We start from the raw sequence: 20,570 nt of genomic DNA, 5'->3' as shown, positions 1-20,570 counted from the left end.
GAACAGGCGATCCGTGGCGGCGACCGCGTCGACCAGATGCAGGGCGGCTACGGCGGCGGCTCCGCCGGCGACCAGACGGACGAGTCCGCGGCGCTGGGCAACGGCAACGGCGACCAGCTGACACCGCGCCAGCGCGACGTTCTGGCCCGTCTGCGCGACGGCAAGTCCAACAAGCAGATCGCCCATGAGCTGGGGCTGACGGAAGGCACGGTGAAGGTCCACGTCACCGCCATCCTGCGGCATCTGGGCGTGCGCAACCGCACGCAGGCCGCACTGACGGCGCAAAGCCTTTAAACCCTCAAGCGTTACTTCCACGGTCCTCCCCACGAAGGCGTGGATCCGGGAAACTCCGCAGTTCGGTTGCTGAGTCGGCTGGCTTCCCGCCTTCGCGGGAATGACGGCCGACAAACATGCATCATTGGGCGCGGTCCCTACCGCTGCGCCCGCTCCACCGCGGAGACCAGGGCCAGCAAAGCGCCGCGCAGTTCGGCGGCATGGGTGCGCGGGCGGACGGCGGCGGCATCGGGCACTGCGACGACGGTCAGCGTCCGGCAGCCGGTCAGCCGGCTTTCCAGCCGGGCGAACAGCTCCGCCGGTTCGCTTCCCTGCATCAGGGTCACCGGCACCCGCACCGCCGGCAGTTCCGCCTCCAACTCCCCGAGGCGGTCGGTCAGGTCCACGGGCCGCGGCCGGCCGAAGCAGGCGGACAGGGCGTTCCAGCGCCGCCGCAACGGCGAATCGGCCCCGACATCGTCGACGATCATCACGCCGCCGACCTGATCCGGAAAATCCAGCGCCGCCACGATGGCGAGCGGCGCCGTCACCGCGCTCGCCACCAGCACCGGCCCGCCGGCCGCCCCGCTCCACCAGCATCGACGACAGCCGCGCCGCGGCGGAGGCGGGCAAGGTCAGCCATTCCTGGCCCGACGGGACATGGTCGAGCAGGCGCCACCAGGCACCCTTGCCGGGATGAAGGAAGATCACCCGCCGGCCCAACGGATCGCCCGCCCGGTCCGCCGTGCGGTCGCCGGCCGTGCCAACACCGATGCCGGCATCCATCCGGTCCGACGTCGGGCCGTTCACCGCGAAGCGGACGGACTCTGCCCGTCCGGTGCGGACGGTGGAGGGCTGGGTGTGAAAGAACACGTTCGGGTTCCCCGGTGCTGGCGTTCCGCGATGGGACGTTCCCACCGCCGAAGCCAACCCTAGCGAAGCCGAACCCAAGTCGTCCCGTACGATAAATCGGGCAAAACCCTTAACGCGGCCCCAAGAGCCGCCTTGCCCGCAAAAGGTTTCAGCCGCCGCCGAAACGGCTCAAAAACAAACCAAATTCCATTACTTGCCGGTGCTGCTTTATTGGCCGGCGCCGTCGAACGCTGCTCAATGCAGCGTCACCTCCATCTCCTCGCCGTCCGGCGCCACCGCCATCGGGCGGCGCAGTTCGCCCGCCAGGCTCCGCCATTCCGGCGCCCCGCCCAGCTGTTGCAGCAACTGCGCGGTGAAGGCGAAGACGGCATGCTCCAGCGGCCCGTTGTCCTCGGCGTGGGCGTTGACGGTCAGGCAGGACTCGGCCGCGCTTTCGAAGATGGCGGCGGCGGCGCTGGTGCCCGGCCCGGGATCGGGCAGCGGGATGGCCGTCGGCTTTTCCCCGCTGACGCGCAGGCGCGACAGGTTGTCGGCCAGCAGGCGGGTGCGGATGGCATTGTCGACCGCGGCGGCCATGGTGTAGCCGGCCTCTTCCTCGACGGTGGCGCGCAGGACGCGCAGGCCGGCGATCAGCCCGCGGACGACGTCGCCGCCGCTGCCGCGCTTGGTTGCCGCCGCGACGGCGGTGCGAGGATGGCGGCGACCACCGGCGACAGCGATTCGCCCTCGCGCGGCATGTTCGGCGCATCGGCGCCGGGGTCGGTATTCAAAGCCTCGTTCATGCGGCCTCCGATCCGTATGGTCCGGAAACGGGCGGCCCGCCGGCGGTGCTGTCGGCGGAGGACCCGTCCGGACGCGTCGTCATGATGCCTCTACCGGATCTGTGGACCCTGCGGATCCGGTTCAAGGCATGGATTGGATGAACCTCCCCCTCTTTCGCGCCGCCGGACGGGGTGCCCCATCGTTGCGGCTGGTCCCGCAATCGAAAGCCGCCCCTCTGGTCCACGGCCGGGACCGTCCCCACATCTGCGGCGAAAGGGAGGGTTCGTGTCATGCCTCTGCTCCAGTCTTCTCCTCAATGCGCTGTGGTTGATCACGGGCGGCATCTGGATGGCGCTCGGCTGGCTCCTGGCTGCGGTCCTGATGGCCCTGTCCATCATCGGCCTGCCCTGGGCCCCGGTCCGCCCTGACCATCGCCTATTACACCTTGCTTCCCTTTGGACAAACCGCCGTACGCCGGGATGAGTTCCGCGGGCGCGAGGACATGGGCACCGGCGCCCTGGGCTTCATCGGCAACGTGGTGTGGTTCGTGCTGGCCGGCTGGTGGCTGGCCGCCGGCCATCTGATCGCCGCGGTGGGGCTCGCCATCACCATCATCGGCCTGCCCTTCGCCTGGGCGCATCTGAAGCTGGCCCTGCTGGCGCTCTGGCCGGTCGGGACCGAAATCGTGCCGGCCGACGATGCCGACCGCCGCCGCATGCCGGGCCGGATCTGACGGTTCGTCGATCGCCAGGGGGCGGCCGTCGCCGCAGGACGCCCCCTGGCGTTCCCGCATTCCATTGCAGTGCGGTCGTCTTGGCGGCGACAAAGTTACGCCCCCGTAACCGATGCCTGGTCATTAACCATTACTAAAGGTATGCCCCCGAAACTGTCGGAATATGTCGGCATGGTTTCAGGCTTCCGGAACGAGGGGACATCGCTCTTCATGTCTTGGCTGTCGATCTTTTCCGGGGGCAACAAGGCGTCCGGCGACGCGAAACCCAGCGCCGGGCCGCAGAGGGAGCGTCCCTCCGCCCCGCCGACGATCGTCATCGATCACCACGACTATGTGCCGGAGGAATTCGTCCTCGGCTCCTTCCGCATCCGCCCCCTATGACGGCGACCTGATCGCCAAGCAGAAGTTCGATTTCCGCCTGCAGTTCGACCTTGGCGGCGATCCGGTGGACGTCTCCTGCATCGGCATGGTGGTGAAGATGACGGAGGAGGCCGGCCTCGTCGCCCGCTACCAGTCGCCCCAGCCCTTCTACGAACGCAAGCTGATCGAGTACATGAAGGCCCTGAAGGGCCTGTAAGCGCGCAATCCCGCCCGAAGATGGTGGTGCCGGGCGCCGGCTGCCACTATATCTATGGGCATGCCGATCCGTCTTCTCCCTGAAACGCTCGTCAACCGCATCGCCGCCGGCGAGGTGGTCGAACGTCCCGCCGCCGCCGTGAAGGAGCTGGTGGAGAACGCCATCGATGCCGGCGCCACCCGCATCGACGTGGTCGCGCGCGGACGGCGGCAAGTCGCTGATCGCCGTCACCGACGACGGCTGCGGCATGACCGCGGACGAGCTGGTCCTGGCGGTCGAACGCCATGCCACCTCCAAGCTGCCGGGCGACGACCTGCTCGACATCCGCTCCCTCGGTTTCCGAGGGGAGGCGCTGCCGTCCATCGGCGCCGTCAGCTGCCTGACCATCACCAGCCGCGCCCGCGACGCCGACAGCGCCTGGAGCCTGACGGTCGATGCCGGCGCCAAGGGGACGCCGCAGCCGGCGGCGCTGGCCCAGGGCACGCGGATCGAGGTGCGCGACCTGTTCGCCGCCGTGCCGGCCCGGCTGAAGTTCCTGAAGGCGTCGCGCACCGAATACGACCACATCGCCGATTGCCTGGAACGTCTGGCGATGGCCCATCCCGGCGTCGCCTTCACGCTGTCCGACGGCGGGCGCGGCGGCCTGCGGCTGAGCGCGGCGCAGGGCGACCTGCTGGACGCCCGGCTGACCCGGCTTGGCGCGCTGATGGGCCGCGATTTCCAGGAGAACGCCGTCCCGGTGACGGCGGGCGCGCGAGGGTGTGACGCTGGCCGGCTGGATCGGCCTGCCCACCCTGCACCGCCCGACCGCCAAGCACCAGCACCTGTTCGTCAACGGCCGCCCGGTGCGCGACAAGCTGATGGTTGGCGCCGTGCGCGCCGCCTATGCCGATTTCCTGCCGCGCGACCGCCACCCGATGCTGGCGCTGTTCCTCGACATCGACCCGCAGGAGGTCGACCGTGAACGTCCACCCGGCCAAGGCCGAGGTGCGGTTCCGCGACCAGGGTCTGGTGCGCGGCCTGATTGTCGGATCGCTGAAGCACGCGCTGGCCGAGGCCGGCCACCGCGCCTCCACCACCATCGGCCTCGCCACGCTGGGCGCCCTGCGGCCCGAGCAGTCCGGCGATACCGACAGCGGCTTCACCCCCTCCCCCCTGCCCTACGGCCGCTCCGGCGGCGGATCGGGCGCGGGCTGGGGTGGTTCCTACACGCCGGCCGCAGTGCCGCGCGGTCTGGCGGAGCGCTCCGCCGCCTTCCAGGCGCCGGCCCAGGCGGGATTGCCGCCCGCTGCAGGGCCGTCTCAGCGGCTTCGGCAACGGCTTCGCCCCCTCGGCCCGCCCGCCGGAATACCGCGCCCCCCGACCCGTCCGCGCAGAGACCCGAGCCGCCGCCCGACAGCCACCCGCTCGGCGCGGCGCGGGCGCAGGTCCACACCACCTACATCGTGGCGCAGACCCGCGAGGGCATCGTCATCGTCGACCAGCACGCCGCCCATGAACGGCTGGTCTATGAGCGGATGAAGACCGCCCTGCTGGAAGGCGGGGTGAAGCGCCAAGCCCTGCTGATCCCCGAGTTGATCGAGCTGGACGAGCCCTCCGCCAACCGCCTGCTGGCCCGCAGCGCCGAGCTGGCCGAACTGGGTCTGGTGATCGAGGGCTTCGGCCATGGCTGCGTGATGGTGCGCGAGGTTCCGGCCCTGCTCGGCCAGTCCGACGTGAAGAACCTGATCCGCGACCTCGCCGAGGAACTGTCCGAACTAGGCGACGCCCTGTCGCTGAAGGAACGCCTTGAGGAGGTCTGCGCGACCATGGCCTGCCACGGGTCCGTCCGCGCCGGCCGCACGCTGAGCGTGGACGAGATGAACGCGCTGCTGCGCCAGATGGAGGCGACTCCGCATAGCGGCCAGTGCAACCACGGGCGGCCGACTTATGTGGAACTGAAGCTGGCGGATATCGAGAGGCTGTTCGGGCGGAGGTAAGGAAATGAGGGTGTCTGCATTAAAGATCTTCGCCGAGAGCAGTTTGAAGGAGTGGCGTAAATGGATGCCCCATTCCTGAAAATGAAATTCGTTTCTCTCAACGCTTAGCTGATATGGTTAAATACATGCCGCACACTTTCACCACTCTTCGTCACCCTGTCGAAAAATTACTTGAGGCGGAGCACTTTCTCGCGCGCATGATCAATTCGAATGGTTTGGTATTTCAGTTCGAAATAAACGCCTTCTTATCCGCCAGTCGTAGCGTGAGCTTCGTTCTTCAGAAATCCTTCTCAGACGTACCTGGCTTCACCTTTTGGTACGCAGAACAACAGGCACATATGAAGGCCGATCCCGCAATGCGCTTTTTCTTAGAGTTGCGGAATATTTCCCAGAAGCAAGGTCCGATATCTTTTGTGGGCGGCTCCCTTCCTGACGGTCGTTGGACCTATCGGTTCGTTGGTCGGCCGCATGCAGTACCCACTGAACTGAAAGGCCGTGATGTTATCGCATGTTGCGCGGCTCATCTGACAAAGCTGGGAACCCTGCTTGCTGAATGCGTTCAGGACTTCCCTTTCCATTCCTGTCCTAGTCGCGCGTTTACTGAAGAAGGTATGGTGGCGCTGGGCTACGACTGGCGCGACGTGGAGGCCGCGCTAGGGTTGCCGACGGGATACACGGATGTGGTTGATTTTCCGGCAGCTGAAAAGCTGCGTATCCTGCGTCGTGAGATTGAACCGCTAGACGTGAAGTCTATTCAGCGTATTGCCGAAGGCGATATCCGTGCGAATGGTATGCGGCTTCAATTCCCCAAAACGAGCGGAACTGATCTAGTCGATGACATCGCTGCAATGATGATATCGCATGGGGAAAATATTGAGCAACCTCGCAATGTTTTCATAAGCGCTATCGCAAAGCGAATTAACGGCACAGGGCTATTATAATTATTTATGGATTTCTCAGCTTTCCCCAATAACTAATCGCAGGTCCGCAGAATAGATGATTTTTTCTTTGGATCATAAGAATAATAAAGCAATTTTCACATGAACAGCCTTGTGCTTACCGGAGCTGTTCACAAAAACATGTAACTATGCAAGCCCCACCCCATCGACACCGTTCCTAATAGCCCGTATAGTCCCCGTATCTACGACGGGAGTCCACCATGCGCACCGAAGTCGCCCGTTGGGGCAACAGCCTTGCCCTTCGCCTGCCGCGACCGATTGCCGATCAGACCGGTTTCGCCGAAGGCACGCCGGTGGAAATAGAGGTCGAGGAAGGACGCATCGTCATTCGTCCGGCCATGCCGCGCTACGCCCTGGACGATCTGCTCGCCGGCATCACGGCGGACAATCTGCCGGACGAGTCCTTCGACGATGAACCGCGTGGGCAGGAATTGCTGTGATGTTGCCGGATCGCGGCGATCTGGTGTGGATCGACTTCACGCCGCAGGCAGGACATGAGCAAGCGGGACGGCGCCCCGGATTGGTGCTGTCGCCCCACGCCTATCACAATCGCACTCCCTTCGTCGTGGTCTGCCCGATCACCAGCAAGGTGAAGGGCTATCCGTTCGAAGTCGCGTTGCCGCCGGGGCTCGCGGTCGGCGGAGTCGTGCTGGCGGATCAGGTGAAAAGCCTCGACCGCCGCGTCCGCCAACTCGACCCGGTCGGCTCGGTGCCCGAGGCGGTGCTCCAGCAGGTGCTTGCCAAATTGGCGCCCCTGCTGTCGCTCCGCCTCTGACGCCTGCCCTCAGTACCCCACCGTAAAGCGCTTGCGCTCGTGCTTCGGCGTCTCGATCTCGTCGACCAGCGCCACGGCGAAATCCTCGTAGCTGATCCAGCTGCGGCCGTTCGCATCCGCCAGTAGCGTGTCGTCGCCCAGCCGGAAAATGCCCGTGCGCTCGCCCAGAACGAACTCTGCCGACGGCGACAGGAAGGTCCAGTTCAGCTCGGGTTCGGCCTTCAGGCGGTCGAGGAACTCGGCGCCCTTGGTCGCTTCGGCGCGGTAGGCCTCGGGGAATTCCGGCAGGTCGAGCACGCGCACGCCCGGCGCCACCTCCAGGCTGCCGGCGCCGCCGACCACCAGATAGCGCGCCACGCCCGACGCCTTCACTGCGCCGATCAGGCTGTCGGCATCGCCCATCAGGAACATCACGGCGCTGACCACCGCATCATGGCCGGCCAGCAGCGAGGCCAGCGTCCCGGCGTCGTTGGCGTCGCCGGTCTTCACGGTCAGGCCGGGGGCGGCGGCGACCTTGGCGGGATCGCGGGACGATGGCGGTGACGCTGTGGCCGCGGCGGAGCAGTTCGGCCTGGATGCGGCCGCCGGCGCGGCCGGCGGCACCGATGATGGCGACGTTCATGGCAGGTGTCCTCTGACTAGGTTTCCGATGGTGACTTGATGCCGGTTTGGAAATCTGGTGTAAAGAAGGCACCTTTTCGTTACATGGTCACCTGCGCGTAACCGCGGTCGGCCTTCTGCCGGGGATGTCCCATGCACCAATGCGCAACCGATCAGGATGGCAACGCCTATGCCTCCGGCTGTCCGACACGGCAGGCGCTCGACCGCATCGCCGACAAATGGACGGTGCTGATCCTGGGGTTGCTGGAAGGCGGCCCGATGCGCTTCAACCGGCTACGCCGCGAGATCGAGGGCATCTCGCAGAAGATGCTGTCGCAGACCCTGAAAAGCCTGGAGCGCGACGGGCTGGTCAGCCGCAAGGTGTTCGCCACCGTGCCGGTCACCGTCGAATACGCCATCACCCCGCTGGGCGCCACGCTGGCCGAAACGCTGGTGCCGCTGCGGGTGTGGGCGGAGACCCACATCGCCCAGGTGCTGGAGTCGCGCGCCGCCTATGACGGGGACGAGAGCGACGCCCCGGCCCGGCTCGATGTCGCCTGAAATGCGGTCGCCTGAACTCCTGTCACCCGGCTCGGGCGCCTGTCACTTCTCGGCTTTCCTCCGCCTCCGTCCGGCGCAGCAGGTAATCCAGACCGCCGACGCGGAACCAGCGATAGCCGTAGGCCTCCAGCACCAGATGATGGCGCCCCTCGGCGTCCGGTTCGCTGTGGTCCTCCGACAGCAGGTTGACCAGCCGGCAGGTTTCGCCGTGCCCCTCCACGTCCAGCACGATCTCGCAGGGCATGTCCGCCAGATTGTGCAGGACGACAACTCCGTTGTTGCGCCAGTCATAGCGCAGAGCCAGCACCTCCGGCCGGCCGGTCTTCAGGATTTGGAAGTCGCCCCAGCCGATCTCCGGGCATTCCTTGCGCATGCGGATGATGCGCTCGGTCCAGTTCAGCAGCGATTCGGGGTCGCGGCGCTGCACCGCGGCGTTGATCCGCTCATAGCCGAAGACCCCGCCGCTGATCACCGGGATTTCCGGCTCGTCCGACTTGGTGAAGCCGCCATGCGGCTCGTCCGACCATTGCATCGGCGTGCGGGCGCAGTTGCGCTCCGGCAGCGACAGGTCGTCGCCCATGCCGATCTCGTCGCCATAGCGGATGACAGGCGTCCCCGGCAGGGTGAACATCAGGCTGTAGGCCAGCTCGATCCGCCGCCGGTCGTCGTGCAGCATCGGCGCCAGCCGCCGCCGGATGCCGCGGTCGTAGAGCTGCATGCATTTCTCCGGCCCGAAGGCGGCGAAGACGGCCTGGCGCTGCTCCTCCGTCAGGCGGCCGAGATCGAGTTCGTCGTGGTTGCGCAGGAAGCAGCCCCATTGGGCGGTGGCCGGGCGCGGCTTCGTCACCTTCAACGCCGTCACCAGCGGAGCCGTGTCGGCGGTGGCCAGCGCATAGAACAGGTTCTGGTTGACCTGGAAATTGAACATCATGTGGCAGCGGTCGCCGTCGTCGCCGAAATAATGCAGGTCGTCCTCCGGCAGGATGTTGGCCTCCGCCAGCAGGACGGCATCGCCGCGGCGCCATTGCACATATTCGCGGAAGCTGCGCAGCATGCCGAACTGCTCCTTCGGCTTGGTCACGTCCGCTCCCTTCTCCGCGATGATGAAGGGAACGGCGTCCATGCGGAATCCGGCGACGCCCAACTGAATCCAGAAGCCCATGATCTTCAGCAGCTCGGCATGCACCTCCGGGTGGGAGGTGTTCAGGTCGGGCTGGAATTTGTAGAAGCGGTGGAAGTACCAGGCCTTCGCCTCGCGGTCGTAGGTCCAGGTCGATTCCTGCACGCCGGGAAAGACCATGCCGGTGTCGGCATTCGCCGGCTTCCTGTCCGACCAGACGTACCAGTTGCGATACTTGCTGTCGGGATCGCTGCGGGCCGCCTTGAACCAGGGATGCTGGTCGGAGGTGTGGTTGATCACCAGATCGATGATCACCCGGATGCCGCGCTGTTCGCAGGCATGGGTGAATTCCACGAAGTCGCCCAGCGTGCCGTATCGCGGATCGACATTGTAGTAGTCGGCGACGTCATAGCCGTCGTCCTTCATCGGCGATGTCTGGAATGGCCCCAGCCAAATGCAGGTCACGCCCAGCCCGTGCAGGTAATCCAGCCGGCGCAGCAGCCCCTGGAAATCGCCGATGCCGTCGCCGCTGGCGTCCATGAAGGTCGACAGCGCCAGATTGTAGATCACCGCATTCTTGTACCAGAGGTCCCCGATCATGGCCGTTCCGTCCCGCGTCTTTCCGGTGGCGATCGCCGTCCCAATGCGGGATCGACAGGCGGGCAACAGCGGCAAGGGCGCTTTGGTTGCGGGGCAATGTTGCGGAAGAGACTGATCATTTGGAGCGGTAGCACTGCAGCAAAGTTGCAGGTCAGGCCCCCGGTATCTGGCATGCAAAACTTTTTGCGAAGGTATGCCAGTTTGCTTATGTTGCGTTACAGCATGGCCCTGGCTTGACCGCTGGCCCCCATCGTCCGCGACCGATGCTTTTCGGCGTCATGCGCTGTTGTCCCTGTCGAACCCCTCTCCCTTGGCCCTCCCTTGGCCCCTCGCTTACGATAAGGATGCCCCGCCATGATCGAGACCCAGGCCCTTCTGTTCCTTGCGCTGACCGGCATGATCGGCCACGCCGTCTACATGGCTGCCAGCGGCCGGGGCGGCTTCACCGTGATCGAGCCGGAAAAGGAAGAGACGGAGGAGGACACCATCCTGTTCACCTCCGACCGGTTCCAGCAGACGCCGCAGAAGAAGCCCGGGACCGAAAAGGGCGAGGATCGTCCCTTCTGGCTTGAATGACGGACGGACCGGGACCGCTCGTCGCGTCCCCGGCCCGTCGCCTGTCTTTTCTTCTAAGTCGACCCCTCGGGCCGATCCCTTACGCTTGTGCTCCTGGTCATTGGCCCTTCAGTCGGCGGCCCTTCAGCCGTTGGCGGTACCCGTTGCCGCCCCGACAGGGACCCCGCGGGTGGCATCGCCCTGTTCCGCACGGCGTGCCAGTTCCTCGTTGCGGGCATGGTGGCGGGCCAGCATCGGCTTGAGGACCAGCAGCGCACAGGCCGCAGCGGTGAGGTCCATGGTGGCGGTGACGTACAGCACGGTCGCCCAGGTGCCGGTGGCTTCCATCAGCAGGTTGCCCAGCGGGACCAGCAGGGCGGCGACACCCTTGGCGCAGTACAGGACGCCGTAGATCTTGCCGGCATGCTTGGTGCCGAAGGTGTCGGCCGAGTGGCGCTGAACAGGCTGTACACTTCACCCCAGGCCAGGAAGACCATGCCGCTGAGGATCAGGAACATCATGGGGTCGTGACCGAAGCGGCTCAGCATGATGATGCCGACGCCTTCCAGGGTGAAGGCGACGAACATGGTCGCCTCACGGCCGATGTGGTCCGAGATGAAGCCGAACAGCGGACGGGAGATGCCGTTCATCACGCGGTCCAGCATCAGGGCGAAGGGCAGAGCCGCCATGGTGATGCCCAGCACGCTGACCGGCGCTTCCTTCACGCCCAGATCGTGGGCGATGACGCCCAGCTGGGCCACCGCCATCAGGCCGCCGGTGACGGTGCCGATGAACATCGCCCACATCACCCAGAACACCGGGGTGCGGAGGGCTTCACTCAGCGTGTAGTCGCGACGGGTCTGGGCGACCTTGGTGGAGGCCTTGACGTGCTCCTTCTGGGGCATGCGCAGGAAGAACGCGGCGGCGATGATGATGGCGCCCTGCAGCAGGCCGAACCAGAAGAAGGTGGTCTGATAGCCGCTGCTGTGGATCATCGCGGAAATCGGCAGGATGGTGAGGGCCGAGCCGGCGCCGTAGCCGCCAGCCGTCAGGCCGACCGCCAGACCGCGCTTTTCCGGGAACCACTTCAGCGCGTTGTTGACGCAGGTCGCATAGACGCAGCCGACGCCGATGCCGCCGATGGCCGAGCCGACATACAGCATGCTGAGCGAGCCGGCATAGCTGTCGATGACCCAGGACAGGCCGGTGAAGAAGCCGCCGGCGCCGACGATGACGCGGGGGCCGTACTTGTCGATGAAGTAACCCTCGATCGGCGTCAGCCAGGTCTGCACGACGACGAAGATGGTGAAGGCGGTCTGGATCGAAGCGCGCGTCCAGCCATGGGTTGCCTGAATTTCCGGGACGAACAGCGTCCAGGCGTACTGAATGTTGGCCGCGGCCACCATGCAGACGATGCCGACGATGATCTGCATCCAGCGGACTGTATCGGACACCGGCGCCTGAGCCGCCGCCGGTTGTGAATTCATATGAGCCATCGTGCCTCCCAATGATCTTGCCTGAGCCGGTGGGGCGGCCCCTCTCCCGGGGACCGGCACACCAATCACGATTGCGGAATGACCCGACGGACCGCTCTTGCTGACGGTTCCATTCCGGAACTCGGCGCGGATGCCGACAATCGCTCGGAGTTCGATTGTCCCGGTTTTTGGCATGCCAGATATGTAATCTGGTATACCAAAACCGGGGACAGAAAGACCCGGACGGACGGTCCGACGCCGTATGCACACGTACTGACCAAGTAAAACTTACGCCTCGTGTCGCACAGAATGTCCGGTCCACATCGGTTCTTGTGTCCGATCACTCGGTACGACGCACATCCTGTAAAAAGAAGCCGTGCCGGTACCTGCACGGCCCCCTCGAACGAGGGTGTGCAGTCTTAGGAGATAGATAGATGCCGCCGTTTCCATAGAGGAACCGCATCGGCGACACATAATCTTTTACTCGGATTGTTTTGGAACTCAACAGTCCATTCGGGCTTTCCGTATGATGGAAAAACACCGGGGACCGCCTTGGAACGCGCGGCGTTCGCCTGGCCCGGCCATAGGCCGCGGGCGCGAAAAATGAAACTCAGGTTGGGAACGGTGATGCAGGCGGCCGGAGACCGAAGGAAAACCCGCGCACTCGCGCGGGTCAGTCCGGGCGGCGGACCGTCAGGAAAGCGACGCGGGTGTCGCCGTAGCGGCGTTCATCGACGGCGGTGAAGCCGTCGGGCAGAGGCAGGGGATCGCGGCCGGCCACCTCGACCACGGCGAGAGCACCGTCGGCGAGCCAGCCGGCCTTCAGCAGCCCGTCCAGCGCACGCGGCGCCAGATCCTGGCCATAGGGCGGATCGAGAAAGGCTAGCATGCAGGCCCGCGGGGCCGGCGGCGGCTTGGTGGCGTCGGCGCGCAGGATCCACGCATTGTCGGTTTCGCGCAGGGCATCGACATTGGCACGCACGGCGTCCAGCGCCGGCCGGCCCATGTCGAGGAAACCGCACCAGGCGGCCCGCGCGACAAGGCCTCCAGCCCCAGCGCTCCGGTTCCGCAAAAGGCATCTACGACCGCGGCGCCCTCGAACTCGGGCGCCCAGTCGGCATGGGCCAGAATGTTGAAGATGGCTTGCCGGGTGCGATCGGTGGTGGGGCGGGTGTCACGCCCGCCCGGCGCCACCAGACTGCGGCCGCGGTGCTTACCGCCGACGATCCGCACGCGGGCGCTCCGTCCGTCCGCCGGCGCCGCCGCCCGACCTGTCGCCGGCGCCGCCGGACTTCGGCCCACCCTTCGGCGCCGGACCGGCGCCCTTCGGACCCGCGGACCTGGAGCCAGCCGATTTCGGACCGGCAAACTTGGTGTCCCTCGGCTTGTCGTCCCTAAGCTTCGCATCCCTGGGCTTGGCATCCCGGGACCTTGCTGCCTCGGAACGGGCGCCCTCGGAACGCGGGCCTTCCGACTTCGCGGCACCCGCCTTGAACCCGCCGGGCTTCGGCCCCCGCGGACCGCCCGCACCGGCCGGCTTGGCGGCGTCGCGGCCTTCGGGCTTGCCGGGACGGCCGGATTTGGCCCCCGCCCCACCCAGCGACAGCGTGCCGCGCGGCGAGGTCCCGCGCCGGGCCGGCTTGGCCTCTTCGGTGCGGGCGGCTTCGGCTTCGTGCCGCTTGGTGGCGGAGCGCGGCGCGCGCGTCGGCGCAGCCTTGGCATCCGTCTTCGGAGCGGCCTTCCCCGCCGCCTCGGCACGGGCCTTGGCGCGCTGCTTGGTGCCGGACTCGGAGGGCTCCGCCCCTTCGGGGGTGCCGAAGAAGGGGGCGATCTGTTCGCGGACGACGCGCTTCGGCACCTCCTCGACGGCGCCCTCCTCCAGCTTGCCGAGCTGGAAGGGACCATAGGCGACGCGGATCAGCCGGTTCACCTGGAGCCCGAGCGACTCCATCACCTTGCGGATCTCGCGGTTCTTGCCTTCCTTCAGGCTGACCGTCAGCCAGGCGTTGCGGCCCTGGACGCGGTCCAGCACGGCCTCGATCGGGCCGTACTTCACGCCTTCGATGGTCGGTCCCTTCTCCAGCGCCGCCAGGTGCCGCTCGTCCACCTCGCCGAAGACGCGCACGCGGTAGCGGCGGGTCCAGCCGGTGGCCGGCAGCTCCAGGAAGCGCGCCAGCTCACCGTCGTTGGTCAGCAGAAGCAGGCCTTCGGTCGTCAGGTCGAGACGGCCGATGGAGACCACGCGCGGCAGGTCGGCCGGCAGCCGGTCGAAGACGGTTTCGCGACCCTTCTCGTCGCGGGCGGTGGTGACCAGCCCCGACGGCTTGTGGTAGCGCCACAGGCGGGCGGGTTCCGGCTCCGGAATGACCTTGCCGTCGACCTGGACGATGTCGCCGGGGCGCACGACGCAGGCGGGGCTGTCGAGCACGCGGCTGTTGACCGCGACGCGGCCCTCGGTGATCCAGCGTTCGGCGTCGCGGCGCGAGCAGAGCCCGGCGCGCGCCAGTCGCTTGGCGATGCGTTCACCGCCATTGGTGGCGGAATCGGATTTCTTGGCAGTATCGGAGCGGTCCATGGCCGGACCATAGGGCCTGGACGCGCCGCCCGCAACACGAGTCCCACGCCCGGACACCGGAATTCGGTTGACGCGCCCGGCGGGCGGTTGGCACCCTGCCCGGCCATGTCGTTTCCCCGCTATATGGACCTCGCCTTCGCCGCCGCCGAGGCCGCCGCCGCGCGCTGCGAGGTGCCGGTCGGCGCCGTCGTCGTCGATCCCGCGACGGGCGCCGTCCTCGCCTCCGCCGGCAACCGGACGGAGGAGCTGTGCGACCCGTCGGCCCATGCCGAACTGCTGGTGATCCGCGAAGCCTGCGCACGGCGCGGCCAGCCCCGCCTGCCCGGCTGCGACCTGTACGTGACGCTGGAGCCCTGCGCGCTGTGCGCCGCCGCGATCAGCTTCGCCCGCATCCGGCGGGTCTATTACGGCGCCTACGATCCGAAGGGCGGCGCCGTGGATCACGGCCCGCGGTTTTTCACCCAATCCACCTGCCACCACGTGCCGGAGGTCTACAGCGGTATCGGCGAGACGCGGGCGGGCGCGCTGCTGCGGGACTTCTTCAGGCAGCGGCGGTAAGCGGTCACCAGGATTCGACGGGCGCGACGCGCATTATTGTTATCGAAACCCGGCAATAGAATTGCTCCAAATCAACTTCACACGTCCAAATCCACGTCGCAAGAAAGCCGGGCGAAGTTCTTCCGGCCTCAGCAACCGGCGCCGCTGTTCGTGTAAAAACGATATATTCTGTTAAGTGTTTGTTTAGCGAATATATGCGCATGATGGGCTGACCGCTTCCAGCCATCAGGAGTTACGAATGTTGTCGTTCCGCAAGCCGCAGGACAATCAGGCGGCCGAAGAGTTGGCCCTGCTGGGCCGCCATGCGGGCGTCGGGCTGTGGGATGCGGTGATCCACAAGGGCGATCCGATGCACGCGCAAAGCCAGTGGCACTGGTCGCCGGAATTCCGCCGCCTCGTCGGCTTCGGTCATGACGACAAGGCCGGCTTCCCCGACAAGGTCGGCTCCTGGGCCGACCGGCTGCATCCCGACGATGCCAAGCCGACTTTCGACGCCTTCATGGCCTGCCTGAACGACCGCAGCGGCCGCACCGGCTATGACGTGAACTACCGGCTGAAGGTGAAGGACGGCAGCTATCGCTGGTTCCGCGCCATCGGCGGCGTCGCCCGCGACGGCAGCGGCCTTGCCCTGCGCGCCTGCGGCTCCCTGATCGACATCGACGCCGAGCGCAACGAACTGGAGCGGGCCAAGCTGCTCGACCGTCATGCCGGCGTCGGGCTGTGGGACGCAATCTTCCACAACGCCGACCCGATGCACGCACAGAGCCGCTGGCACTGGTCGCCGGAGTTCCGCCGTCTCGCCGGCTTCGACCGCGACGACAGGGCCGGCTTCCCCGACAAGGTCGGGTCCTGGGCCGACCGGCTGCATCCGGACGACGCCAAGCGCACCTTCGACGCCTTCATGGCCTGCCTGAACGACCGCAGCGGCCGCACCGGCTACGACGTCGATTACCGCCTGAAGCTGAAGGACGGCAGCTATCGCTGGTTCCGCGCCATTGGCGGCGTCGCCCGCGACGGCAACGGTCTGGCGCTGCGCGCCTGCGGGTCGCTGATCGACATCGACGCGGAAAAGCTGGCCGAACTGCGGCAGGTGGAGATGGACGGCGAGCGCCGCCGCAGCGTCACTACCCTTGCCGAAACCCTGGACAGCGAAGTGGGGACCGCCGCCGACCGCGCCACCGCCAACGCTCAGACCGTCGCCGCCGCGACGGAGGAGTTGTCGGCCTCGATCTCCGACATCAGCACCCGCGCCAACGAGGCGTCTGGCGCCTCGCTGAAGGCCTCGGAGGAGGCGAGCCGCACCAACGCCGCGGTCGAGGCGCTCGTCACCTCGGCCGAGCGCATCGGCGCCATCACCAAGCTGATCAACAGCATCGCCTCGCAGACCAACCTGCTGGCGCTGAACGCCACCATCGAAGCCGCCCGCGCCGGCGAGGCGGGCCGCGGCTTCGCCGTCGTGGCGAACGAGGTGAAGTCGCTGGCCCAGCAGAGCGGCAGCGCCGCCGACGACATCGCGGCGCAGATCGCCTCGGTCCAGCAGGAGGCCCTGCACGCGGTGGATGCCATCCGCCGGATCGGCGCCATCGTCTCCGACGTCCAGCAGATCTCCACCACCATCGCCGCCGCCGTGTCACAGCAGGAGTCGGCGACCAAGGAGATCGCCCACAGCGTCACCCGCGTGGTCCGCGATATCGAGGTGGTGTCGCAGAACATCGCCACCGCATCGGAACGTCTGCGGGCGTGATGCGGACATGAAGAAGGGGGCGCAGCGATGCGCCCCCTTCTTCCGGTCGAAGCATCATACCGCGGGACGCGTCAGGGAGCAGCGGTCAGTAGAGAGCGGACATCAGCGAGAAAACGTTCGGCGTTGGAAAGATGCTTGGCCGCACGTTCACGCGTTACATCGGCCGCAGGTTCCTCGTAGTCCGTCAGCAGGCGATCACGCAATGCCGCGGCCAGTGCCTGGGCATGCTCCATCGGCATCAAGCCGGGCTTTGCAACATGCTCGAAGAAAAGAGCTTGGACGCCCCGGTGCGATTTCGAACCGAAGCCATGCCGGGTTAGGATCGCCAGGGCCGCCAATTCCATCGCCAGATGGGCACGATTGACACTGTCACGCGGGAAACCGCCTGAATAAAGCAGTCTTGCCGCACTGAGGGCCTCTTCGGCCCGGCCCAGGCGTGCCAGCGGGTCGACGGTTCCGTTCACACCGGAACTCCCTGTTCCCGCACGGTCCGGATCAACGGGTGCTGAGAAGTGTGCAATGTCCGCGCCGACCAGACGAAGGGTTGGACGATCCTGCCCGCCTCCATCGTCGGCACGAAGGCAATGTCCATGATGCGGTCCACCGCCTCCAGCGGATCCGCCGGCTCGTCCTTCAGGATAACCGCCAAGTCCAGATCGGACTCGTCAGTGTAGTCGTCACGAGAGCGCGACCCGAACAGCAGAATGGACTCCAACCGGGAGCCGAAGACGGCTTCGGCTCCGTGGCGGAATGCGGCAATGGCCGCACGGGTCTGGGGGGCTGTGTCCATACCGGAGACAAACGGCAACTGTTGGGACCGAATCCGAAAATAGTCCTTTCAGGACTATTTTTGTAGCTGCCTTTACCGCCCCACCGCCCGCCAACCGATGTCGCGGCGGCAGAAGCCGTCCGGCCAGTCCAGCGCGTCGACCGCCTTGTAGGCCGCCGCCTGCGCCTCCGCCACCGTGGGGGCCAGCGCGGTCACGCCCAGCACCCGGCCGCCGACCGACAGAACCCGTCCGTCCTCGGACCGCTTTGTGCCGGCATGGAACACGGTCACCCCGTCCACCGCCCCGGCCTTGTCCAGCCCGCGGATCTCGGTGTTCTTGGCGTAATCGCCCGGATAGCCGTTGGCCGCCATCACCACGCACAGCGCGGTCCGGTCGTGCCAGCGCAGGTCGATGCTGTCCAGCACGCCATCGGCCGCCGCCACCAGCGCCGCCAGCGCGTCGGACTTCAGGCGCATCATCAGCGTCTGGCATTCCGGATCGCCGAAGCGGACGTTGAACTCCAGCGTCTTCGGCACCGGGCCGTCCGGCGTCTGCATGATCATCAGGCCGGCGAACAGAACGCCCTTGAAGGGCTTGCCTTCCGCCGCCATGCCCTTGACCGTCGGCAGGATGATCTCGCGCATCACGCGGTCCTGCAGGTCGGGGGTCAGCACCGGGGCCGGGGAATAGGCGCCCATGCCGCCGGTGTTGGGGCCGGTGTCGCCGTCGCCGACCGCCTTGTGGTCTTGGGCGGAGGCCAGCGGCAGCGCGTTCTCGCCGTCGCACAGCGCGAAGAAGCTGACCTCCTCGCCGTCCAGGAACTCTTCCACCACCACCTCGGCCCCGGCGGCGCCGAAGCGGCCGCCGACGAGTGCATCGTCGATGGCCTCGAACGCCTCCTGCTCGGTGCGGGCGACGGTGACGCCCTTGCCCGCGGCCAGACCGTCGGCCTTCACCACGATGGGCGCGCCATGCTTGCGGACATAGGCCTTGGCCGCTTCCGGATCCTTGAAGCGCTCGTAGAAGGCGGTGGGCACCCCGTATTTCGCCAGGATGTCCTTCATGAAGCCCTTGGAGCCCTCAAGCTCCGCCGCCGCCGCGCTCGGCCCGAAGGCCTTGACGCCCAGCGCGGTCAGCTTGTCCACCAGCCCCAGCACCAGCGGACCTTCCGGACCGACGACGACGAAGTCGATGGCGTTGTCCTGGACGAAGCGCACCAGCGCGTCGACATCCTCCGACCCGATGGGAACCAGTGTGGCGACGTCGGCGATGCCGGCATTGCCCGGCGCGCAATAGAGCGCGTCGCACAGCGGCGAGTTGGAAATGGCCCAGCAGAGCGCGTGCTCACGACCGCCCGATCCGACGACGAGGACTTTCATGGGGTGGCGCTCCTTCCGCCTTGTTGCGAACTGCGCGCCTTGTATCATGGCGGCGCCCCAACTCAAGAGCGCCATGACGTCCGAAAACGCACCCCTGATCGCCCCGGAACCGCGCCCCGGCTCCAACCTTCCGGAATTCACCGTCGGCGACCTCGCCCGCCGGCTGAAGCGCAGCATCGAGGAGGAATTCGGCTTCGTCCGCGTCCGCGGCGAGATCAGCCAGCCGAAGAAGCACAGTTCCGGCCACTGCTACATGCGTCTCAAGGACGACACCGCGGTGATCGAGGCGGTGTGCTGGCGCGGCACCATGGCGAAGCTGGCGGTGCGGCCGGAGGAAGGGCTTGAGGTCATCGTCACCGGTCGCATGACGACCTACCCCGGCCGCTCGCAATACCAGCTGATCGTCGAGTCGATGGAGCTGGCCGGCGAGGGCGCGCTGCTGAAGATGCTGGAGGAGCGCAAGCGGCGGCTGGCGGCGGAGGGGCTGTTCGACCCCGCCCGCAAGAAGCGCATCCCCTTCCTGCCCGACGTGATCGGCGTCGTCACCTCCCCCACCGGGGCGGTCATCCGCGACATCCTGCACCGGCTGAACGACCGCTTTCCCCGTCATGTCCTGCTGTGGCCGGTCGCGGTGCAGGGCGAGCGCGCGGCGGCCGAGGTGACGGCGGCGATCGAGGGCTTCAACCGCATCCAGCCGGGGGGGCACATTCCGCGCCCCGACCTGATCATCGTCGCGCGCGGCGGCGGCTCGCTGGAGGACCTGATGGCCTTCAACGAGGAGAACGTCGTCCGCGCGGCGGCGGCCAGTGCCATCCCGCTGATCTCCGCCGTCGGGCACGAGACCGACACCACCCTGATCGACTTCGCGTCGGACCTGCGCGCCCCCACCCCGACCGCCGCCGCCGAGATGGCGGTGCCGGTGCGCGGCGAGCTGCTGGCCCAGATCCTGGACGACGAACGCCGTCTGCTGGCCTGCGCAACGCGCGCGGTGGAGGACCGCCGCAACCGGGTGGAGGGGCTGGCCCGCGGCCTCGGCGATCCCCGCGCCCTGCTGGAAGGCCACGCCCAGCGGCTGGACGACCGCGCCGAACGCCTGAACCTCGCCGCCGCCGCCCTGCTGGAGCGGCGCCGCACCCGCGTCGGCGAACTGGCCGCCAAGCTGCGCCACCCGCGCGAGAAGCTGGCCCAGGCCGGGCAAAAGCTGGCGTCGGAGAGCCGGGCGCTCGACTCAGGACTGCGCCATGCCCTGACCACCGCCGGCGGGCGGTTCGACCGGGTCGCCGGCCGGCTGTCGCTGACCCCGGCACGGGTGAAGCTGGACGAGGGCACCCGCCGCGTCGCCGACCTGACGCCGCGCCTCGACCGCAGCTATGCCAAGGGCGTCGCCGACAAGGCGGCCAAGCTGGCGTCGCTGGGGCAACTGCTGGAAAGCTACAGCTACAAGGGCGTGCTGGCCCGCGGCTTCGCCCTGGTGGAGGACCGCGACGGCCGTCCCGTCACCCGCGCCGATCAGGCGACGCCGGGTCTGGCCGTCAACATCGTCTTCGCCGATGACGCCAAAGTTGCCGCAACCATCGACGGCGGCGCGCCGAAGGCGGAGGCGAAGCCAGAGGTCAAGGCCGAGCCCAAGCCCGAGCCCGCACCGAAGCCGGAGAAGAAGGCCAAGCCGCGGGTTGCTCCGGTGCAGGGCACGCTGTTCTGA

The 20,570-nt window shown here is 67.1% G+C and carries 22 protein-coding genes and 3 pseudogenes; 13 read left to right on the top strand and 12 right to left on the bottom strand.

Annotated features, from left to right (window positions below; genetic code table 11):
* The coding region (locus F1643_RS23060; protein WP_255542696.1) for a response regulator transcription factor at positions 1–294 on the top strand (294 nt) is incomplete at its 5' end.
* Positions 295–431: 137 nt separating this feature from the next.
* Here F1643_RS23060 and F1643_RS23055 read toward each other — a convergent pair.
* The 3 genes from F1643_RS23055 to F1643_RS23045 form a co-directional block, all read right to left on the bottom strand.
* Entirely contained in the window at positions 432–842 is a 411-nt protein-coding gene (locus tag F1643_RS23055) for an alpha/beta fold hydrolase (RefSeq protein ID WP_255542695.1), read from the bottom strand.
* Between the two features lie 538 nt (positions 843–1,380).
* Entirely contained in the window at positions 1,381–1,722 is a 342-nt protein-coding gene (locus F1643_RS23050) for a hypothetical protein (protein WP_255542694.1), read from the bottom strand.
* 53 nt (positions 1,723–1,775) lie between these two features.
* Complete coding sequence (locus F1643_RS23045) at positions 1,776–1,928, bottom strand: hypothetical protein (protein ID WP_255542693.1); 153 nt, start codon at positions 1,926–1,928, stop codon at positions 1,776–1,778.
* A gap of 270 nt (positions 1,929–2,198) precedes the next feature.
* Here F1643_RS23045 and F1643_RS12215 point away from each other — a divergent pair.
* The 7 genes and pseudogenes from F1643_RS12215 to mazF all read left to right on the top strand — a co-directional run bounded on the left by F1643_RS12215 (position 2,199) and on the right by mazF (position 6,931).
* Positions 2,199–2,641: pseudogene (locus F1643_RS12215) on the top strand (YccF domain-containing protein).
* A gap of 210 nt (positions 2,642–2,851) precedes the next feature.
* On the top strand, positions 2,852–3,022 hold the full coding sequence (locus F1643_RS23040; protein ID WP_255542691.1) for a hypothetical protein: 171 nt from the start codon (positions 2,852–2,854) through the stop codon (positions 3,020–3,022).
* Complete coding sequence (locus F1643_RS12210; RefSeq protein WP_255542690.1) at positions 2,973–3,218, top strand: hypothetical protein; 246 nt, start codon at positions 2,973–2,975, stop codon at positions 3,216–3,218. The genes F1643_RS23040 and F1643_RS12210 overlap by 50 nt, the downstream gene beginning before the upstream one ends.
* 60 nt (positions 3,219–3,278) lie before the next feature.
* A pseudogene (gene mutL, locus F1643_RS12205) lies at positions 3,279–5,197 on the top strand (DNA mismatch repair endonuclease MutL).
* A gap of 125 nt (positions 5,198–5,322) precedes the next feature.
* The gene (locus F1643_RS12200) at positions 5,323–6,138 is read left to right on the top strand and encodes a hypothetical protein (protein ID WP_194913444.1); all 816 of its coding nucleotides are present in this window, start codon (positions 5,323–5,325) and stop codon (positions 6,136–6,138) included.
* 218 nt (positions 6,139–6,356) lie between these two features.
* Positions 6,357–6,596 carry an AbrB/MazE/SpoVT family DNA-binding domain-containing protein gene (locus tag F1643_RS12195; RefSeq protein WP_194913443.1) on the top strand — a complete coding sequence of 80 codons (240 nt, stop codon included), beginning with the start codon at positions 6,357–6,359 and terminating at the stop codon, positions 6,594–6,596.
* Positions 6,596–6,931, top strand: a complete 336-nt coding sequence (mazF, locus tag F1643_RS12190; protein WP_194913441.1) for an endoribonuclease MazF — start codon at positions 6,596–6,598, stop codon at positions 6,929–6,931. Before F1643_RS12195 ends, mazF begins: the two co-directional genes overlap by 1 nt.
* A gap of 9 nt (positions 6,932–6,940) precedes the next feature.
* Here the strand turns inward: mazF and F1643_RS12185 are convergent, their stop codons facing one another.
* Positions 6,941–7,534, bottom strand: coding sequence for an NAD(P)-dependent oxidoreductase (locus F1643_RS12185; protein ID WP_370540576.1), 594 nt, complete (start codon positions 7,532–7,534; stop codon positions 6,941–6,943).
* A 150-nt stretch (positions 7,535–7,684) separates the two neighbouring features.
* Between F1643_RS12185 and F1643_RS12180 the strand changes: the two genes are divergently transcribed.
* Positions 7,685–8,092, top strand: coding sequence for a helix-turn-helix domain-containing protein (locus F1643_RS12180; RefSeq protein ID WP_194913440.1), 408 nt, complete (start codon positions 7,685–7,687; stop codon positions 8,090–8,092).
* Positions 8,093–8,114: 22 nt separating this feature from the next.
* Here the strand turns inward: F1643_RS12180 and F1643_RS12175 are convergent, their stop codons facing one another.
* The gene (locus tag F1643_RS12175) at positions 8,115–9,812 is read right to left on the bottom strand and encodes an alpha-amylase family protein (protein ID WP_194913439.1); all 1,698 of its coding nucleotides are present in this window, start codon (positions 9,810–9,812) and stop codon (positions 8,115–8,117) included.
* 354 nt (positions 9,813–10,166) lie between these two features.
* Here F1643_RS12175 and F1643_RS12170 point away from each other — a divergent pair, with 354 nt between their 5' ends.
* Positions 10,167–10,388: a hypothetical protein gene (locus F1643_RS12170; protein ID WP_194913438.1), complete on the top strand. Its 222-nt coding sequence runs from the start codon at positions 10,167–10,169 to the stop codon at positions 10,386–10,388.
* Positions 10,389–10,511: 123 nt separating this feature from the next.
* Here the strand turns inward: F1643_RS12170 and F1643_RS24760 are convergent, their stop codons facing one another.
* The 4 genes and pseudogenes from F1643_RS24760 to F1643_RS24755 form a co-directional block, all read right to left on the bottom strand.
* Positions 10,512–10,715 (bottom strand): hypothetical protein, encoded by a 204-nt coding sequence (locus F1643_RS24760; RefSeq protein WP_370540575.1) that lies wholly within the window; start codon positions 10,713–10,715, stop codon positions 10,512–10,514.
* The gene (gene oxlT / locus F1643_RS12165) at positions 10,715–11,821 is read right to left on the bottom strand and encodes an oxalate/formate MFS antiporter (RefSeq protein WP_370540574.1); all 1,107 of its coding nucleotides are present in this window, start codon (positions 11,819–11,821) and stop codon (positions 10,715–10,717) included. The genes F1643_RS24760 and oxlT overlap by 1 nt, the downstream gene beginning before the upstream one ends.
* Before the next feature lie 694 nt (positions 11,822–12,515).
* Positions 12,516–13,075: pseudogene (rsmD, locus tag F1643_RS12160) on the bottom strand (16S rRNA (guanine(966)-N(2))-methyltransferase RsmD).
* Entirely contained in the window at positions 13,056–14,417 is a 1,362-nt protein-coding gene (locus F1643_RS24755) for a pseudouridine synthase (RefSeq protein WP_194913437.1), read from the bottom strand. Before F1643_RS24755 ends, rsmD begins: the two are co-directional and overlap by 20 nt.
* Before the next feature lie 105 nt (positions 14,418–14,522).
* Between F1643_RS24755 and F1643_RS12150 the strand changes: the two genes are divergently transcribed.
* Both F1643_RS12150 and F1643_RS12145 read left to right on the top strand, forming a co-directional pair.
* Entirely contained in the window at positions 14,523–14,975 is a 453-nt protein-coding gene (locus tag F1643_RS12150) for a nucleoside deaminase (RefSeq protein ID WP_194913436.1), read from the top strand.
* A gap of 238 nt (positions 14,976–15,213) precedes the next feature.
* Complete coding sequence (locus F1643_RS12145) at positions 15,214–16,719, top strand: PAS domain-containing methyl-accepting chemotaxis protein (protein WP_194913435.1); 1,506 nt, start codon at positions 15,214–15,216, stop codon at positions 16,717–16,719.
* A gap of 71 nt (positions 16,720–16,790) precedes the next feature.
* Here F1643_RS12145 and F1643_RS12140 read toward each other — a convergent pair whose 3' ends face one another.
* From F1643_RS12140 to purD, 3 genes are all read right to left on the bottom strand, one after another.
* Entirely contained in the window at positions 16,791–17,183 is a 393-nt protein-coding gene (locus F1643_RS12140; protein ID WP_194913434.1) for a HEPN domain-containing protein, read from the bottom strand.
* Positions 17,180–17,509 carry a nucleotidyltransferase domain-containing protein gene (locus F1643_RS12135; RefSeq protein ID WP_194913433.1) on the bottom strand — a complete coding sequence of 110 codons (330 nt, stop codon included), beginning with the start codon at positions 17,507–17,509 and terminating at the stop codon, positions 17,180–17,182. The genes F1643_RS12140 and F1643_RS12135 overlap by 4 nt, the downstream gene beginning before the upstream one ends.
* A gap of 72 nt (positions 17,510–17,581) precedes the next feature.
* A complete protein-coding gene (purD, locus tag F1643_RS12130) occupies positions 17,582–18,868 on the bottom strand; it encodes a phosphoribosylamine--glycine ligase (protein ID WP_194913432.1) in 1,287 nt (428 codons plus the stop codon).
* A gap of 73 nt (positions 18,869–18,941) precedes the next feature.
* Here purD and xseA point away from each other — a divergent pair, with 73 nt between their 5' ends.
* Positions 18,942–20,570: an exodeoxyribonuclease VII large subunit gene (gene xseA / locus F1643_RS12125; protein ID WP_194913431.1), complete on the top strand. Its 1,629-nt coding sequence runs from the start codon at positions 18,942–18,944 to the stop codon at positions 20,568–20,570.

This window comes from Azospirillum sp. INR13, assembly GCF_015390205.1.
Taxonomy (GTDB): domain Bacteria; phylum Pseudomonadota; class Alphaproteobacteria; order Azospirillales; family Azospirillaceae; genus Azospirillum.
This window is presented reverse-complemented; position numbering and strand designations above follow the sequence as displayed.

Bases quoted from the DNA above. Each gene is read 5' to 3' on its own strand.
- F1643_RS12170 (WP_194913438.1), top strand. From the start codon at position 10,167: ATGATCGAGACCCAGGCCCTTCTGTTCCTTGCGCTGACCGGCATGATC.
- F1643_RS23045 (WP_255542693.1), bottom strand. From the start codon at position 1,928: ATGAACGAGGCTTTGAATACCGACCCCGGCGCCGATGCGCCGAACATG.
- F1643_RS12175 (WP_194913439.1), bottom strand. From the start codon at position 9,812: ATGATCGGGGACCTCTGGTACAAGAATGCGGTGATCTACAATCTGGCG.
- mazF (WP_194913441.1), top strand. From the start codon at position 6,596: ATGTTGCCGGATCGCGGCGATCTGGTGTGGATCGACTTCACGCCGCAG.
- F1643_RS24760 (WP_370540575.1), bottom strand. From the start codon at position 10,715: ATGGAAGCCACCGGCACCTGGGCGACCGTGCTGTACGTCACCGCCACC.
- F1643_RS24755 (WP_194913437.1), bottom strand. From the start codon at position 14,417: ATGGACCGCTCCGATACTGCCAAGAAATCCGATTCCGCCACCAATGGC.
- xseA (WP_194913431.1), top strand. From the start codon at position 18,942: ATGACGTCCGAAAACGCACCCCTGATCGCCCCGGAACCGCGCCCCGGC.
- F1643_RS23040 (WP_255542691.1), top strand. From the start codon at position 2,852: ATGTCTTGGCTGTCGATCTTTTCCGGGGGCAACAAGGCGTCCGGCGAC.
- F1643_RS12135 (WP_194913433.1), bottom strand. From the start codon at position 17,509: ATGGACACAGCCCCCCAGACCCGTGCGGCCATTGCCGCATTCCGCCAC.
- F1643_RS12180 (WP_194913440.1), top strand. From the start codon at position 7,685: ATGCACCAATGCGCAACCGATCAGGATGGCAACGCCTATGCCTCCGGC.
- F1643_RS12150 (WP_194913436.1), top strand. From the start codon at position 14,523: ATGTCGTTTCCCCGCTATATGGACCTCGCCTTCGCCGCCGCCGAGGCC.
- F1643_RS12210 (WP_255542690.1), top strand. From the start codon at position 2,973: ATGTGCCGGAGGAATTCGTCCTCGGCTCCTTCCGCATCCGCCCCCTAT.
- F1643_RS12195 (WP_194913443.1), top strand. From the start codon at position 6,357: ATGCGCACCGAAGTCGCCCGTTGGGGCAACAGCCTTGCCCTTCGCCTG.
- F1643_RS12200 (WP_194913444.1), top strand. From the start codon at position 5,323: ATGCCGCACACTTTCACCACTCTTCGTCACCCTGTCGAAAAATTACTT.
- F1643_RS23050 (WP_255542694.1), bottom strand. From the start codon at position 1,722: ATGGCCGCCGCGGTCGACAATGCCATCCGCACCCGCCTGCTGGCCGAC.
- F1643_RS12145 (WP_194913435.1), top strand. From the start codon at position 15,214: ATGTTGTCGTTCCGCAAGCCGCAGGACAATCAGGCGGCCGAAGAGTTG.
- purD (WP_194913432.1), bottom strand. From the start codon at position 18,868: ATGAAAGTCCTCGTCGTCGGATCGGGCGGTCGTGAGCACGCGCTCTGC.